Genomic DNA, 16,259 nt, shown 5'->3' on the forward strand with positions numbered 1-16,259 from the left:
AAGGGTACGTGGGATCGGGAACCCGGGGCGCGGGAGTATCCGTTGTGGATCTCAGAGGGGACGGATCCGGGGTTTCCCAGGGCCCCGAGGGGTGCGGCGGGGCCTCACGGAAAGCGGTGGGCGGTACGGGAGGGACGGGGGCGGGGCATATGGCGACCAGCCGCAGGGGGCTGCTGATCGGGGGCGCGGTGGTGGCGCTCGGGACGATCGGATACCTGAACGCGCCGCAGGCGAGGCCGCACAAGCCGCGCAAGGCCGGGGCGATCGACTACGCGGGCGCCCAGTGGGTGGCAGCGTCGTCGGCGAACTGGCGGATGGCCGACCGGCCGGACGACTACGGGGTGGACCGGGTGGTGATCCATGTCGTGCAGGGCAGTTTCGACAGCGCCCTGAGGACGTTCGAGGACCCGGAGAACAAGGCCGCCGCCCATTACGTGGTGCGCAAGGACGGGCACATCGCGCAGACGGTGCGGGAGATGGACGTGGCCTTCCACTCGGGAAACCGGAAGTACAACGAGCGCAGCGTCGGGATAGAGCACGAGGGCTTCGTCGAGGAGGCGTCGTCCTTCACCGATGCCATGTACGCGTCGTCGGCACGCCTTACGGCCGCGATCTGCGCCCGCTATCGCATAGCCGTCGACCGGACGCACATCGTCGGGCACGTGGAGGTGCCCGGCACCGATCACACCGACCCCGGTCCGCACTGGGACTGGCCGCGCTACATCGCGCTGGTCGGGGCGGCCGGCCGGGCCTGAGCAGCGGGGGCGGCCGCGTTCCGGGGGCGGCGGCTCAGACGAGCCCTGCCGTGCGGGCCCGTTCGACCGCGGGTCCGATCGCGTCGGCGACCGCTTCGACATCGGCCTCGGTGGAGGTGTGGCCCAGCGAGAAGCGCAGGGTGCCTCGGGCCAGGTCGGGGTCGGTGCCGGTGGCGAGCAGCACATGGCTGGGCTGGGCGACGCCGGCGGTGCAGGCGGAGCCGGTGGAGCATTCGATGCCCTGCGCGTCGAGCAGCAGGAGGAGGGAGTCGCCCTCGCAGCCGGGGAAGGTGAAGTGGGCGTTGGCGGGCAGGCGCCCCGCCGGGTTCGGGTCGCCACCGAGGATCGCGTCGGGCACGGCCTTGCGGACGGCCTCGACGAGCCGGTCGCGCAGCCCTCCGACGTCCCGGGCGAACGCGCCGCGCCGTTCGGCGGCGAGCCGCCCGGCGACCGCGAAGGAGGCGATGGCGGGGACGTCGAGGGTGCCGGAGCGCACGTGCCGCTCCTGGCCACCGCCGTGCAGCACGGGGACGGGGGTGTATTCGCGGCCGAGCAGCAGGGCGCCGATGCCGTACGGGCCGCCGATCTTGTGTCCGGATACGGTCATGGCGGCCAGTCCGGACGCGGCGAATTCCACGTCGAGCTGACCGAAGGCCTGGACGGCGTCCGCGTGCATCGGGATGCCGAACTCCCGCGCCACCGCGGCCAGTTCACCGACCGGCAGAACGGTGCCGATCTCGTTGTTGGCCCACATGACCGTCACCAGTGCGACGTCGTCGGGGTTGCGCTCGATGGCCTCGCGCAGGGCGTCGGGATGCACCCGCCCGTACGAGTCGACGGGCAGGTACTCGACGGTGGCGCCCTCGTGGTCGGCGAGCCAGTGCACCGCGTCGAGCACGGCGTGGTGCTCGACGGGGCTGGCGAGCACGCGTACGCGGCGCGGGTCGGCGTCCCCGCGGGCCCAGTACAGGCCCTTGACGGCGAGGTTGTCGGCCTCGGTGCCGCCCGCCGTGAAGACGACTTCGCTGGGGCGGGCGCCGAGCGCTTCGGCGAGTTCCTCGCGGGCCTCCTCGGCGGTGCGGCGGGCCCGCCGTCCGGCGGCGTGCAGCGAGGACGCGTTGCCGGTGGCGGTCAGCTGGGCGGTCATCGCCTGGACCGCCTCCGGGAGCATCGGAGTGGTCGCGGCGTGGTCGAGGTAAGCCATGGTGGGCCCGATTCTACGAGCCGCGCCGGGCGGGCCGTGCCGCAGTTCCGGCCAGGGCCCAGGCGGGGTTCAGCCGCCGAGGCCCCAGGAGACGGTGTGGTCGGCGAGGACCAGGCTGAGCAGGACCGCGAGGTCGGCCACGCCCAGGGCGAGCCCGAGCAGGGCGCGGCCGCGGCGCTTGGTCCCGTACAGGAGGGAGAGCGAGGCCAGGACGATGGCGATGGGGCCGAGGACGAGGTTCATGACGAGCAGCCCGAGCAGGCCGAGAACGAAGGCCGCGATGGCCATCCCGTCGGCGTCACGGGACGGGGGTCCCCCCTGCCCCTTGGGAGCTTGGGGAAGTGTGCGGCGTCGGATCGCTGCGAGTTCCATTGGTCAGCCCTTCCGGTGCGAGAGGCGTTCGCGGGCGGCGAAGACGATGAGCCAGACGCCTATGACGCCGGCGACGGCGAGGGTGACCGGGAGCGGAAGGTGCGCCGCTGAGCCCAGCACGACCCCCAGCAGGAGGAGGGCTGCGACGAGGAAAAGCATGAGATCCCTTTCTGTGTGCGGCGGGGCGACGGGACCGGACGGCCCCCAACGACCCTTGGGAGTACGACTGTTCACTGACTACTGAGTCTAGTCTTCCCAACTTCAGCAAACAGCTGTTTACTGAGTGGTATGAGCCACACTCTCGGAATCCGGCAGGCCCAGAAGCAGAAGACCCGGCAGGCCCTCATGGACTCGGCGCTCCAGCTCCTGGAGCACCAGAGCCTGAGCAGCCTCGGGCTCCGCGAGGTCACCCGGGCCGTGGGAGTCGCGCCGGCCGCGTTCTACCGCCACTTCACGGACACGGCCGACCTCGGGGTGGCCCTGGTCGAGCAGGCGCTGGGCAGCCTCCACGACACGATCCGGGCGGCGATCGTGACGACCGGGGCGAGCGAGGAACGCATCCACCGGGCGGTGGCCCTGATCGCCGCGCAGGTACGCACGCACCCGGCGCACGTCCGCTTCATCGCCCGCGAACGGCACGGCGGGGTGGCCCCGGTCCGCGAGGCCATCGGCGTCCAGCTGCGGCGCTTCGCCGACGAGGTGGCCGAGGCGCTCGGCGCGGATCCGCAGTCGGCGGGGTGGACTTCGGCGGATCTGCGGATGCTGGCGGGGGTGTACGTCGATCACATGGTGATGACGGCGTCGGCTCTGCTGGAGGGCGACGAGTCCGACGAGGAGTCGATCCTCACGACCGCCCGCGCGCAGCTCCGCCTGGTGACGCTGGGCCGCCGGCACTGGCTGGACTAGGGGTTCCGCCCCGGCCCCCCTGGAGTCCCCCACCCCACCCCTTCCCGAGACCCTCCGGGGGTTGATGCCACCCTCGGCCGCGCCCGGATGGGTGCTACTGGGGTCGCCGCCCCCGACCCCGCTCCTCAAATGCCGCCGGAGGGGCTGGGATTCGACACCGGGAAGGGCGGACCCAGCTCCGAGACCCCGAACAGCCCCCGAGCCGAAGCCATCCCGCGAGAAGCGAGGGAGCCGGGGCCTGGAGCCCCCGAGAGGGGGCGGGGGCGGAGCCCGCGGAGGGGGCAAGGGCGGAGCCCGCTCCCCCTCGGGCCGGTACTGCGAGATGCCACTGACGGCTCAGGGGCGGGGCTTCCGCGAGGGTCAGGGTGCGGAGGGGCAGGGCGCTTGTGGGGGTCTGGGGGCGAAGCCCCCCGGGGGTCTGGGGCGGAGCCCCAGGGGCTCAGTCTGCCCAGCGCCCGCCACGGGGCCGGCGGGGTGGGCAAACCCGTCCCCCTCAGTCCCGTGGCGCTCGCGCCAGTTGCCGGGACTGGGCGACCAGCCGGTCCGCCGAGTCCCAGACCTCCGCGTCCTCCTCCAGGAATCCCCCTGCCAGGTTCCGCGTGGTGATGGACACCCGCAGCGGCCCCGGCGCCGGACGGCAGCGGATGTGCGTGGTGAGCTCGACCGTCGGGGTCCAGCCCTTCAGGCCCAGCTCGAAGGAGGTCGGCGGCAGCGCGTCGACGGTGAGCAGCAGCGAGATGGGGTCGGCGTCGCGCCCGTCGGCGAGCCCGAACCACGCCCGCATCTCACCCTTGCCGGAGGGCGCGCCCACCGCCCAGCCGAGCGTGGTCGGGTCGAGCTTGAGCATCAGCCGGTCGGTGATCGCGGAGCTGCCGGGGATGGGCGGCCGGCTGCCGTCGGGGGCGTCCGTCGCGCCGATGCAGTGCGAGAGCGGCGGGATCGCGGGCGGCTTGGCCGTGGTGCGCACGTCGCCGCTCAGCGCGGAGAGGTCCCCGTACGAGGCGAGGACCCGGATGCGTTCGACCTCCGCGCCGCTCTCGTCGTACTGGAAGAGCGAGGCCTGGCCGGTGGAGAGGGTGCGGCCGGTGCGCACCACCTGGGTGCGGACGACCGCGGGCCCGGGCACGGACGGCGTGAGGTAGTGCGCGGAGACCGTGAACGGGTCCGGGTGCGGCAGGGCGTCGCCGAGCGCACGGCCGAGCAGGGCGAGCAGATAGCCGCCGTTGACGGCGTGGATGATGGTCCAGCCCGCAGAGAGTTCCGCGTCATAGACCCCTGCTTCGCGCAGGGTGACGGCGGTGTCGCGGTCGAACTCGCTGTCCCCGATCGCGGCGGGGAATACCTGTGACGATGCCTGTGCCATGCGCAGCACCGTACACCGATAAATTACTGAGCGGTAGCTTTTTCTGCCCGGCCGAGCGCGACCCCGGCCCGACCCCTCAGAGCGCTCACGCCTCCTCCAGCGTGGAACTCCGCCGGTTCCAGGCCCGCGGTGCCCGCCAGTGGTACTTCAGGGCCGCAATGCGGAGCAGGAACGCCGTGACCACGGCCAGGCCGCTCGTCGTCGCGTTCAGGAGGTCGAAGCGGATGAAGAGCACGATCATGGTGGAGCCGACGATCGCGGGGACCGCGTACAGGTCGCGGTCCCAGCGGAGCAGCGAGGGGACCTCGTTGGCCAGCACGTCGCGCAGTACGCCGCCGCCCACCGCCGTCGCGAGGCCCAGGGCCGCCGAGGAGGTGAGGCCGAGCCCGTAGTCGTACGCCTTGGTCGTGCCCGTCACGCAGAAGAGGCCGAGGCCCGCCGCGTCGAAGACGTTGACCGCGGTCTGGGTTCGCTCCACCTCGGGGTGGAGGAAGAAGACGAGCACCGCGGCCAGCAGCGGGGTCACGAAGTACCCGAGGTCCGAGAAGGCGGCCGGCGGGACCGCTCCGATGATGAGGTCGCGGAACAGCCCTCCGCCCAGTGCGGTGACCTCGGCGAGCACCGCGATGCCGAACACGTCGAAGTTCTTGCGCACGGCGAGCAGGGCGCCGGAGATCGCGAAGACGAAGATTCCGACGAGGTCCAGCGCATGCTGGACGGAGGGACTGAACAGTTCGTGAAGCACCCCGCATTTTTACTCATGCGGAGGTGCCCCCGAGCACACGCCGGGCCTAGAGCGCGGGCTTGCCGGTGTCGTAGATCCACTTCTGGAACAGGCCGTCGAGCGACTGGCCCGAGATGTGCTCGGCCAGGTCGATGAAGTCCTCGGTGTCGGCGTTCTGGTAGCGGTGCAGCTTCGTCCAGGCCGGGAGGAGCTTGAAGAAGGCCTGGTCACCGATGCGTTCGCGCAGTTCCTGAAGCATCATCGCGCCGCGCTGGTAGACCGCGGAGGCGAACATCGTGTCGCGCTGCGGGTCGGCCACCTCGATCTTCCAGAAGTCCGAGGACGCCGGGATCGAGTTGTAGGTGTTGAGGAAGGACTGGTGAGCCGTCGCCGTCCCGCGGTGTTCGGCCCACAGCCACTGCGCGTACGTCGCGAAGCCCTCGTTGAGCCAGATGTCGTCCCAGTGCGCGACCGACACCGAGTCGCCGAACCACTGGTGGGCGAGCTCGTGGACGATGGTCGACTCGGAACGTACCGCCGAATAGCTCGGCTTGGACTGGGTCTCCAGCGAGAACCCGGCCTCGGGCATGTCGTCGACGACCGCGCCCGTCTCCTCGAACGGGTACGGGCCGAACAGCTTGGACCAGTAGTCGGTGGCCTCGGCTGTCACCGCGTACACGTCGACCTTGTTCTGGTTGGCCAGGACCGGGTCGATGGCGACGTAAATGGGCGTGCCCGCAGGCGTCTTGCCGGTCTTCACGTCGAACTTGCCTATGGACGCGGTCGCCAGATACGTAGCCATCGGCTTGGTCTCGCGCCAGTGGAAGTACGAACGGCCGCCCTTGTCGTGGGAGTCCACCAGGCGCCCGTTGGACACGCCCGTCAGACCCTTGGGCGCGTCGATACGGATGTCGTACGTCGCCTTGTCGCCGGGGTGGTCGCTGGACGGGAACCAGGTGGAGGCGGCGTTCGGCTCGCACGCCACGAACACGCCGTCCTTGGTCTTCATCCACCCGTAGTCGGAACCGAAGACGATGGGGCCGTTCAGCGCCTGCGGTACCCCGCCGTAGGCGACCGTCACCTCGAACTCCTCGCCCTTGCGCAGCCGGTGGCGCGGCGTGATGACGATCTCGTCGCCGGTTCTGCTGAAGTCGGCGGGCTTGCCGTTCACCCGGATCGAGTCGACGGTGAGCTTCTGGAGGTCGAGGTCGAAGCTGGAGAGGTTCTGGGTGGCCCGGGCGGTCAGGGTGGTGCGCCCGTCCAGGCGCCCGGAATCGGGGTTGTAGCTCACCCCGAGGTCGTAATGGAGGGCGTCGAAACCACCGTTGCCCAGATTGGGGAAGTACGGATCACCGATGCCCGGGGCGCCGGGTGAGGCGGCGGGCGCGGCGGCGATGGTCAACCCGGCGGCCACCGCGGTGGCGAGGGCGAGCAGCCGGGAGGAGGTACGACGTGCTGAACGGGAGAGTGCCATGAGTCTGCCCTTCGTACGCATGCCGTTGGTACGGACACGCAGACTCTGCACTCTCCCGCTTCGGCATGAACATGACTTTGCCGAACTGTCATGCCCTACTTGTCGGTTGACTCCTGAACGGTGCCGTCCGGTCCGGATTCACCCTCGCCACTCGTCGCCTCGGAGGACGCCTCGGATGCCGTTGCCGCCTCGGACGCCTCGGACGCCTCGGACGTCTCTGCCGCCTCAGCCGCCTCTGCCACGGCAGGCTCCTCGGCCGCCTCGGAGGCGGCAGGCGCCTCCGCCGTCACCGTCTCGCCGATCGTCACGACCTCGATCGACTCCCTGGCCTCGGGAAGCACCGCCTCGCCCGGCGCCTGGTCCGGCGCGTTCTCCGGGTGGTGGCAGGCCACCTGCTGGCCGGGCTTGAGCTCCACGAGTACCGGCTCCTGCGTCTTGCAGACCTCCGTCGCCTTCCAGCACCGGGTGTGGAACCGGCAGCCGCTCGGCGGCGAGATCGGCGAGGGGACGTCGCCCTTCAGCAGGATCCGCTCGCTCTTCATGCCGCGCCGCTTGGGGTCGGGCACCGGCACCGCGGACATCAGCGCCTTGGTGTACGGGTGCATCGGCGCCGCGTACAGCGACTTGCGGTCGGCCAACTCGACGATCTTGCCGAGGTACATGACCGCGATCCGGTCCGACACGTGCCGGATGACCGACAGGTCGTGCGCGATGATCACGTACGTGAGGCCGAGCTCCTGCTGCAGGTCGTCGAGGAGATTGACCACCTGCGCCTGGATGGACACGTCGAGCGCCGAGACCGGCTCGTCCGCGACGACCAGCTTCGGGTTGAGCGCGAGCGCGCGGGCGATGCCGATGCGCTGGCGCTGGCCGCCGGAGAACTCGTGCGGATACCGGTTGTAGTGCTCGGGGTTGAGGCCCACGACCGAGAGCAGGCGCTGGACCTCCTTCTTGATCCCGCCCTCCGGGGTGACGCCCTGCAGCTTGAAGGGGGCGGAGATGATGCCGCCCACCGTGTGCCGCGGGTTCAGCGAGGAGTACGGGTCCTGGAAGATCATCTGGACGTCGCGGCGCATCGGCCGCATGCCGCGCACCCCGAGGTGGGTGATGTCCCGGCCCTCGAACTCGACCGTGCCGCCGGTCGGTTCGAGCAGCCGCGTGATCAGTCGGCCCATCGTCGACTTGCCGCAGCCGGACTCGCCGACCACGCCCAGCGTCTCGCCGGAGCGCACGTCGAAGTCGATGCCGTCGACAGCCTTGACCGAGCCGGTCTGCCGCTTCAGCAGACCGCTGCGGATTGGGAAGTGCTTCTGCAGGCCGCTGACCTTGAGCAGCACCTCACCGGGAGCCGCCTCCTTGGTCAGGACCGCGCTCTTGCTCTGCGCGGGAATCGTCACGTCGTTGTCCGTCACGCCTTTGTCCTCGCTCACAGCTTGGGCGCAATCTCTTCGGTCCAGATGCGCTCCCGCTCGTCCGGCGTCATGTGGCAGGCGGTCCAGTGGCCGCTGCCGCCGTCGGCCAGCTCGGGGCGTACGGTCCGGGTGATGTTGTCCTTGGGCACATCGGCATACGGGCAGCGCGGGTTGAAGGCGCAGCCCGACGGGATGTTGATCAGGGACGGCGGGGAGCCCTTCACCGGGATGAGACGCTCGGTCTCCTCCCGGTCGATGCGCGGCATCGAGCCGAGCAGGCCCCAGGTGTAGGGGTGGCGGGGCTCGTAGAAGACCTTCTCGGCGGGCCCGCGCTCCACGCACCGGCCGCCGTACATCACCAGGATGTCGTCGGCGAGCTCGGCGACCACGCCCAGGTCGTGGGTGATGATGATGACCGCGGAGCCGAACTCCTTCTGCAGATCCCGGATCAGGTCCAGGATCTGCGCCTGGACGGTGACGTCCAGGGCGGTCGTCGGCTCGTCCGCGATCAGCAGGTCGGGGTTGTTCACCAGGGACATCGCGATCATCGCGCGCTGGCGCATGCCGCCCGAGAACTCGTGCGGGTAGGAGTCGACGCGCTTGTCGGGCTGGGGGATGCCGACCCGGTCGAGCATCTCGATCGCCCGGGTGCGCGCCGTCTTCTTGTCGACGTCGTGGTGGACCCGGTACGCCTCGATGATCTGCTTGCCGATGGTGAAGTACGGGTGCAGCGCGGACAGCGGGTCCTGGAAGATCATCGCCATGTCGCGGCCGCGCAGCTTGCGTACGTCATCGGGGTCGGCGGAGAGCAACTCCTTGCCGTTGAGCCAGATTTCGCCGGAGATCTGCGCCTTGCGCTTGCCGTACTGGCCGGCCGTGTGCAGGCCCATGATGCCCATCGAGGTGACGGACTTGCCGGAGCCGGACTCGCCCACGATGCCGAGGGTCTTGCCCTTCTCAAGGGAGAAGCTGAGCCCGTCGACGGACTTGACCAGGCCGTCGTCGGTCGGGAAGTGGACCTTCAGGTCGCGTACGTCGAGGAACGCGTCCGAGGGGCGCTCACCCGCGACCGGCTCGCCGACCGCGGCGCCGGTCTTGTTCAGGTCGGTCATGCGAGCCTCACTCGGGGGTCGATCACGGCGTACAGGAGGTCCACGACGAGGTTCGCGAAGATCACCGCCGCCGAGGTGATCAGCGTGACGCCGAGGATCACCGGAAGGTCGCGCTCGCCGATCGCGCGGAGCACCGCCTGGCCCAGGCCCGGGATGCTGTAAGTGGTCTCGGTGAGGATGGCGCCGCCGATGAGGGCGCCGATGTCCATGCCGAGCACCGTCAGGATCGGCGCCATGGTGGAGCGCATGGCGTGCTTGCCGATGACGGCCGGTTCGCTCAGGCCCTTGGCCCGGGCGGTTCTGACGTAGTCCTCGCCCATCACTTCGAGCATGGTCGCTCTGGTGAGGCGGGCGTACATCGCCGCCTGGAGGAAGGCGAGCGTGATCCAGGGCAGGATCAGGCCGCTGAACCACCCGCCCGGTGAGTCGCTGAAGGGTACGTACTGACCGTCGATCCAGTGCAGGCCGTAGGTGAAGATCGCCAGCGAGAGCAGACCGGTGAAGTAGATCGGCAGCGAGACGCCGGCCAGGGCCACGGTCATGGAGAACCGGTCCCACAGCGAGCCGCGCTTGAGGGCCGAGACCACACCGGTGAGCACGCCGAAGACGACCCACAGGATGGCCGCGCCGATGACCAGCGACAGCGTGACCGGGAAGCGCTCCTTGAGCACCGGCCAGATGGCCTGCTCGTTGCGGAAGGAGTAGCCGAAGCACGGCGCGTCGCAGTGGATCGTCGAGCCGCCGCCGGTGTAGTCGCGGCCGGCCAGGATGCCCTTCACGAAGTCGAAGAGCTGCACGAAGATCGGGTCGCCGAGACCCAGCTTCTCGCGGACCGCTTCGAGCGCGGCGGAGTCGGACTGCTTGCCGACGTACATCGTGGCCGGGTCGACGCCCGTCCACTTGGGGATCAGGAAGAAGATGCCGAACGTCACCAGCATGACGATCAGCAGCATCACGATGGCGGCGAACAGCCGCCTGATGAGATATGCGAGCACTGCTCTCGGCCCGGCGGCGGGCCGGGGGCACCGGATTGCGGTACCCCCGACCCGTCACACGACGGCCTTCACCTGCCCTTCGTGCCTAGCGGCGGGTGCGCCGGCGGAGCGATTGGACGACGGTCACTTCTCGACGCCGAGCGAGGCGTAGTCGTAGAAACCGTTGTTGTTGGTCGTCGTGTAGACGTTCGTGAGCCGGGAGCTGCGCCACTTGACGTTCTTCTCGAAGACGAACGGCAGGTAGACGGCGTGCTCGGAGACCTTCTGGTTGATCTGCTTGTAGAGCCCGGCGGCCTCTTCGGGGGTGTTGGCCGCGATGGCCTGGTCGAAGAGGGTGTCGATGGCCGGGTCCTTCAGCATCGAGTAGTTGTTGTTGCCGTTCGACAGGATGAACTTGGAGTCGACCAGCGGGAGCAGGAAGCCCTGGCCGGACGCGAAGTCCGGGCCCCAGCCCATGATGATGATTCCGTAGTTCTTCTTCTTGACGACCTCGGGGTTGCCGATGATGCCGGTCGTCTGCGAGCCGTCGTACTGGTCGATGTCGGCCTTGATGTTGACCTTGGCCAGCGCGGCCTGCATCGACTGGGCGGTGGCGACCTCGGACGGCTTGTTGTTGCGGACCGCGATGGTGGTCGAGAAGCCGCCGGGCTTGCCGCAGGCCGCGAGCTCTTCCTTGGCCTTGGCGGCGTTCGCCGCACCGTCGTTCTGCGTCACGCCGTACGGGTCGTACTTCGGGTCCGAGCCGCTGATGATGGGCGGCAGCATGTTGGTGGCGATGTCGCCGCCGGCCTGCGGGCCGCCGCGGGCGGTCTGCAGCGACTTGTGGTCGGAACCGTAGATGACGGCCTTGCGGCAGTGCTCGTTGTCCATCGGCGCCACCGTCTGCGGGAAGACCGCGTAACGGATGTAGCCGGTGTCCGGGTTGTCGACGTTGCCCTTGTACTGCTGGAGCGCCTTGGTGCGGCCGGCCGGGCTGAGGCCGGTGCCGTTGAGGTCGACGTCGTAGTCACCGTTGATGAGACGGCTGTCCATGTCGTCGGCGCTGGTCAGCAGGGTGAGGCTGATCTTGTCCGGCAGGGCCTTGCGGACGTCGTCCGTCTTCTGGTCCCAGTTGGGGTTGCGGACCAGGACCATGGACTTGTTCGGCTCGTAGGACTCCCACTTGTACGGGCCGAGCGAGAACGGCTTCAGGCCGTACTTCGACTGGGTGTCCTTGTCCTGGCGGACCGGCGAGCCCGACGGCATGGCCAGCATCTGCTGGAAGTCGACGTTGGGCGCCGGCAGCTTGAAGACGATGGTCTTGTCGTCCGGCGTCTCGATCGCCGACAGGCCGAGCTTGTCGGCCGAGGTGTCCTTGTAGGGACCCTTGTAGTCGCCCTTGGGGTCGAGGACGTCCTTCAGGTAGACGGGGCCGCCGGAGATGACGTCCTGCGCCCAGATGCGCTCGATGCCGTACTTGACGTCCTTGGAGGTGACGGGCTTGCCGTCCTCCCACTTGACGCCGTCCTTCAGGTGGTACGTGTACGTCTTCTTGTCCGCCGAGACGTCCGCGAGACCGGTCGCGATGTCCGGGACGAGCGTCTCGCTCTCCTTGCCCGGTGCGGGCTTGTAGGTGATCAGCGTGCGCGTGTAGTAGCGCGCGTAGTCCCACATGAAGCCGTAGTAACCGCGCTGCGGGTCCCACGAGTCCGCGTCCTGGGTGCCGACGAACTTGAGCTCGCCGCCCTTCTTCGTGGACGCGTTCGCGAGCTTGCTGTTGGCGGCGTTGAAGCCGGGGCCCTTGCCCTTGCCGGTGCTGCCGCCGCCCCCGCCGCAGGCCGCGGTGGACAGCAGAGCCGCAACGACGATGGCCGCGCCGGCGACCGTCTTTCGCCTTGATGAACCTGGGGTTGTCACGATCTCGCTTCCTCCGTAGTGGGCGTCTTGGGTGTCGCGGCCCGTGCGGTGCGCCGGGCCGGAGTCTTCGAATTCCCGCATCAGCGGGTGCCCTTCGGGTCGAAGGCGTCGCGGACGCCGTCGCCGAAGAGGTTGAACGCCATCACGGTGATGAAGATCGCCAGACCCGGGATGATCATGAACATCGGATCGGACTGATAGGTCGCGATCGCCGTCGACAGCATCTGCCCCCAGGAGGCCGTGGGCGGTTTGACGCCCGCCCCCAGGAAGCTGAGCGCCGCCTCGGTGAGGATGTTCGTCGGGATCATCAGCGTCATGTAGACGGTGATCGGCGCGATCAGGTTGGGCAGCAGCTCCTTGAACAGGATGTAGCCGCGCCCCGCGCCGAGGCTGCGAGCCGCCTCGACGTACTCGCGCTCGCGCAGCGACAGCGTCTGGCCGCGCACGATGCGTCCGACGTACGGCCAGCCGAAGAAGCCGATGACCAGGATCATCACGAGCAGCCGGACCCCGGTGCCGCTGAGCCCGAAGAGCTGGGAGGGGACCACGGAGATCAGCGCGATGATGAAGAGCAGCTGCGGGAAGGAGAGCAGCATGTCCATCACGCGGCTGATGATCGCGTCGAGCCAGCCGCCGAAGTAGCCGGCGATCACGCCGAGCACGGTGCCGACGAGCACCGCGAAGACGGCCGCGAGGAAGCCCACGAGCAGCGAGATCCGCGCGCCGTAGACGATCCGGCTGAACACGTCGCGGCCGTTGACCGGCTCAACTCCCAGCAGGAAGTGCGAGTTGATGCCACCCCAGCTGCCGATCGGAGTCGAGAGCAGCGGGTCGATCTGGTCCTCGTGGAAGTCGTCCGGCGGATGCCCGAAGGCGTCGACGATCAGTGGCGCGAAGATCGCGACGAGGACCAGGAACACGACAACGATGCCACCGGTGAGGGCGAGCTTGTCCTTCTTCAGCCGGTTCCAGGCGATACGGCCGAGCGACCGTCCCTCGACCGCTCTGGTCTCGCCGCTGGGCGTGACACTGATGTCCGCGGTCGGGTCCGCGTCGGCGGGTGTGTCGTGCAATGGTGCCGTCATCGTGGCAAGGACCCCTCTCAACCGGCGGTGACCGGCCCGCACTTGCCGCTGTAGCGGCGCGTTCCCATCAGCAGTGCGAGCGGGGGGCGACACCAAGCAGCGGGTCGAGCTGCTCGCACAAGGGCCCGAACGGCCCTGCATGCCGGGAGTCTTCAATGGCCTCGCGATCACCCGCCAGACCTGACGGCGAATGTATGCGTAAACGTGATGCGGAAAGGGGGTTTCCGTTATCCGGACGCGTGTGAACCAGGGGCGGACATGGGGAAGTTGGGGCGCATGTGGCGCCCGGGGCTATTGCGGTCTTCGCCCCATCAGAACGGACATTCCCCTTACATGCGGGGGAGGTTGCCGCGGTCTGTCCCGGTTGGTGCGCCGGCTACGGACGGATTCAGTACGTGCGCGGGGCGGCCGGCGGGTAGCCGTAGCCGGAGATCCCGGGGGCCGGGGCGGCGTGCGCCTCGCGGTCGTAGAACGGCCGGGCGTTGGCTTTCAGCCACATGCCGACCGGGTCGTACTCGTCGGACATCGCGACCGTGGACACCGCGAGCCCGTCCGGCACGGCGGCGACGGACTGCTGCATCATCGCCCGCACCGCGTCGACCGACTGCGGGCTCGTGTTGTAGAGGTCGAGCCCGATCGCGAGATACGGCGTGCCGAGCGCGGGCTGCACCCAGGCGCGACGCAGCGCGCGGACCGCCGGGGTGCGGTGTGCGTTCTGCGCGAGCAGGGCGTAGAACTGCGGGATCTCGACGGCCGGCTCGGAGAGCCTGAGCGGCCCGGCGGGCATCCGGTCCAGGCCCGTGGCGATCCGCCGCAGATCCGTCCAGGGGATGCCGACGCCGCCGCCGGGGGCGTGCGGATTGAGCCAGATCCCGTACCGGTCGGGATAGAGGGCGCGGGCGACTTCGAGGGCGCCGGTCACTTCGTGTGCCCGATTCCAGCCGCTGGCGGAGAGCTCCTGCGCGGAGGTGACACAGGGGGCGTACGCGACGCCGTCGACCTCCATGTTTCCGTACTGCGCGTCCGGGGAGCCCGGCCTGCCGTTCCACAGCAGCATCCAGAGCCGGCCGGACGCGGGGTCGGCGAGGGCGTGGAGCAGCGCCTCGTACACGTCGTAGCGCCCGGGCGTCACCTGGCGCAGCATGTGCTCGACCTGCCCGGCCGCCGCGGTGCCTGACGCGCTCACCCTGGGTCCCGCCCCTCTTCGATCCACCGTGCCGACGCCTGCGCCGCCCCGCAGCCCCGGGCACACGCGTGCGGCTGCGGGGGTGCAAGGGTCATGAAACCAGGTTAAGCCGCCGTACAGACACCGCCGCGACCCGGCGGGGACCTGTCGCGGCGTACCCGGCGGTTGCTACTGGGCCCGCGCGTAGAACGGTCGCACCCGCTCGCGCATCCAGGTGGCGACCGGATCCTGGGTCACATCGAGCAGGACCAGGTTGACCGGCCAGCCGACCGGAACCCGGCCGAGTGCGCGGCCCAGCGCCTCCATGGGGGCGCCCCTGCCCGCTCCGTCCCAGGTGGAGAACTCCACGCCGATGAAGAGCGTGGGCGACTCGCCCTCGATGGAGGCGAGCGCGCGGCGGGCGCTGAGCACCACACCGGTCGCCTCGAACTCCTCGGAGGCCGCGCTCAGGAAGTCCACCGGGTCGTCCTGCCAGTCCGGCTCGAAGAGGCGTACCCGGGCGCCGGACGCCGGTCCGTCGAGCGCGGTACGCCCGGTACGGCACAGCTCGGCCACGGCCGGCGGCGGCAGCGGCATCCCGACCGCGCCCTCGGGGTTGACCACGACGCCGAGCTGCGGCGGAAGCCCGCGGGCGAACTCGACGGCGGGCGCCACCGCGAACGACATGTGGGAGCCGACACACTGCAGGAACTGCTGCTCGGAGCTGTAGACGGGGACGTAGGGGGCGCCGTCGAGCTGCATGGTGGGCAGGTCGAGGTCGGCGCTCTCCTGGCTGCCGCCGTTGGGCAGCGGCACCCAGACGACGCTGCGGCCGAGCACCTCTATGAGGCGGGGCCCCGCGTCGGCATGGCCGAGCGCGGCCGCCAGCGCCTCTTCGAGCTCGTTGCCCGGCCAGCCTCCGCCGCCGTGCGGGTGCGCGAACGCCTGCTCCGGAAAGTTCATGTGCCGTCCTTCTCCCCCGACTGCTGTCGTGCCCCACGACCCTAGCGCCGAGCACGCGGCCGGGGGAAAGGGTGCCGGGAAAGGGCCCGGCGCGCGCCGGGGCGCGCTGTCGGGGGTGCTGTGCGTCGGGGGTGCTATGCGGAGAAGCCGATCCGGCGCAGCACCGTCGCCGACGCGCGGTCGAGCAGGACGGCGCCGGCGCAGCCGGTCGGCAGCCGTCCGGCTTCCACCTGGGCTATGAGGCGGCGGGCCGCGCCGCGGTGCCGGGCGAAGGCGTACTTCGACACCCAGCGGCCGCGGATCGCCTGGCCCTCCAGGGCGACGCCGGGCGGCACGTCGAGCACGACGAGCCGCAGCGCCCGGCCCCTGCGCCGGGCTCCGCGGCCCAGCCAGTGCCGCACCCATGCCTGCGTACCGCAGTCGTGCACGACGAGGCTGTCGCCCGAGCGAAGGGCCCACCAGGTCCTGGCGAAGTGCGCGGTCCGGGTCAGCGGGCGGTACAGGGCGTACGGAATCCCGGGAAGACGGCGCTGCCAAGCGAGGCGGGTGTCCTGGGAGTCGATGCGGCGGTCCGTGACGGTGCGGCGCATCAGTGTCGTCTTGCCGCTGCCGGGCAGGCCCGACACCACCACGACGTCGCCCGCGTCGAAGAGCAGCTCCGCCGGGGTGTGCTCGGGGCGCCCGCGCAGGTCCCGCACCGCCTCGCCGACCGGCCGCTCGTGGCGCACCGGCGCGGCCGCCTCCCGCACCCGGTCCGTGTTCCGTCCAACCGTCATGGCACTCCCCCCTGTTCGGGTCCCGCGACCCCTGCCCACGAAGTGTAAAGAGACGGT

The 16,259-nt window shown here is 70.0% G+C and carries 16 protein-coding genes; 2 read left to right on the top strand and 14 right to left on the bottom strand.

The genetic code is table 11. The annotated features are described in order from the left end of the window. Positions 1-149 precede the first annotated feature (149 nt). Entirely contained in the window at positions 150-755 is a 606-nt protein-coding gene (locus ABD346_RS20045; protein WP_344376552.1) for an N-acetylmuramoyl-L-alanine amidase, read from the top strand. A gap of 34 nt (positions 756-789) precedes the next feature. Here the strand turns inward: ABD346_RS20045 and ABD346_RS20050 are convergent, their stop codons facing one another. The 3 genes from ABD346_RS20050 to ABD346_RS20060 all read right to left on the bottom strand — a co-directional run bounded on the left by ABD346_RS20050 (position 790) and on the right by ABD346_RS20060 (position 2,490). Then, positions 790-1,959, bottom strand: coding sequence for a cysteine desulfurase family protein (locus ABD346_RS20050; protein ID WP_344376554.1), 1,170 nt, complete (start codon positions 1,957-1,959; stop codon positions 790-792). Positions 1,960-2,028: 69 nt separating this feature from the next. Next, a complete protein-coding gene (locus ABD346_RS20055; protein ID WP_381229165.1) occupies positions 2,029-2,331 on the bottom strand; it encodes a DUF4190 domain-containing protein in 303 nt (100 codons plus the stop codon). 3 nt (positions 2,332-2,334) lie between these two features. After that, positions 2,335-2,490, bottom strand: coding sequence for a hypothetical protein (locus tag ABD346_RS20060; protein ID WP_189963903.1), 156 nt, complete (start codon positions 2,488-2,490; stop codon positions 2,335-2,337). A 129-nt stretch (positions 2,491-2,619) separates the two neighbouring features. On the opposite strand from ABD346_RS20060, the gene ABD346_RS20065 reads away from it, so the two are divergent. Further along, positions 2,620-3,237, top strand: coding sequence for a TetR family transcriptional regulator (locus ABD346_RS20065; protein ID WP_344376558.1), 618 nt, complete (start codon positions 2,620-2,622; stop codon positions 3,235-3,237). A gap of 493 nt (positions 3,238-3,730) precedes the next feature. Here ABD346_RS20065 and ABD346_RS20070 read toward each other — a convergent pair whose 3' ends face one another. From ABD346_RS20070 to ABD346_RS20120, 11 genes are all read right to left on the bottom strand, one after another. Then, complete coding sequence (locus ABD346_RS20070; RefSeq protein ID WP_344376560.1) at positions 3,731-4,600, bottom strand: thioesterase family protein; 870 nt, start codon at positions 4,598-4,600, stop codon at positions 3,731-3,733. A gap of 85 nt (positions 4,601-4,685) precedes the next feature. Then, positions 4,686-5,345: a trimeric intracellular cation channel family protein gene (locus tag ABD346_RS20075; protein ID WP_344376562.1), complete on the bottom strand. Its 660-nt coding sequence runs from the start codon at positions 5,343-5,345 to the stop codon at positions 4,686-4,688. A 46-nt stretch (positions 5,346-5,391) separates the two neighbouring features. Then, positions 5,392-6,798 (bottom strand): M1 family metallopeptidase, encoded by a 1,407-nt coding sequence (locus ABD346_RS20080; RefSeq protein ID WP_344376563.1) that lies wholly within the window; start codon positions 6,796-6,798, stop codon positions 5,392-5,394. A 95-nt stretch (positions 6,799-6,893) separates the two neighbouring features. Further along, entirely contained in the window at positions 6,894-8,195 is a 1,302-nt protein-coding gene (locus tag ABD346_RS20085; RefSeq protein ID WP_381229290.1) for an ABC transporter ATP-binding protein, read from the bottom strand. A gap of 29 nt (positions 8,196-8,224) precedes the next feature. Next, positions 8,225-9,322, bottom strand: coding sequence for an ABC transporter ATP-binding protein (locus ABD346_RS20090; protein WP_344376567.1), 1,098 nt, complete (start codon positions 9,320-9,322; stop codon positions 8,225-8,227). Beyond that, entirely contained in the window at positions 9,319-10,317 is a 999-nt protein-coding gene (locus tag ABD346_RS20095) for an ABC transporter permease (protein ID WP_344376568.1), read from the bottom strand. The genes ABD346_RS20090 and ABD346_RS20095 overlap by 4 nt, the downstream gene beginning before the upstream one ends. 123 nt (positions 10,318-10,440) lie before the next feature. After that, positions 10,441-12,213 carry an ABC transporter substrate-binding protein gene (locus ABD346_RS20100; protein ID WP_344376570.1) on the bottom strand — a complete coding sequence of 591 codons (1,773 nt, stop codon included), beginning with the start codon at positions 12,211-12,213 and terminating at the stop codon, positions 10,441-10,443. Positions 12,214-12,293: 80 nt separating this feature from the next. After that, positions 12,294-13,298 carry an ABC transporter permease gene (locus ABD346_RS20105; protein WP_344376571.1) on the bottom strand — a complete coding sequence of 335 codons (1,005 nt, stop codon included), beginning with the start codon at positions 13,296-13,298 and terminating at the stop codon, positions 12,294-12,296. A 388-nt stretch (positions 13,299-13,686) separates the two neighbouring features. Next, entirely contained in the window at positions 13,687-14,484 is a 798-nt protein-coding gene (locus ABD346_RS20110; protein WP_344376573.1) for an enhanced serine sensitivity protein SseB C-terminal domain-containing protein, read from the bottom strand. A 168-nt stretch (positions 14,485-14,652) separates the two neighbouring features. Further along, the gene (locus tag ABD346_RS20115; protein ID WP_344376575.1) at positions 14,653-15,426 is read right to left on the bottom strand and encodes an enhanced serine sensitivity protein SseB; all 774 of its coding nucleotides are present in this window, start codon (positions 15,424-15,426) and stop codon (positions 14,653-14,655) included. 134 nt (positions 15,427-15,560) lie between these two features. After that, positions 15,561-16,202 (bottom strand): AAA family ATPase, encoded by a 642-nt coding sequence (locus tag ABD346_RS20120; protein WP_344376576.1) that lies wholly within the window; start codon positions 16,200-16,202, stop codon positions 15,561-15,563. Positions 16,203-16,259 lie beyond the last annotated feature (57 nt).

Source organism: Streptomyces mauvecolor, assembly GCF_039532965.1.
GTDB lineage: Bacteria > Actinomycetota > Actinomycetes > Streptomycetales > Streptomycetaceae > Streptomyces > Streptomyces violascens.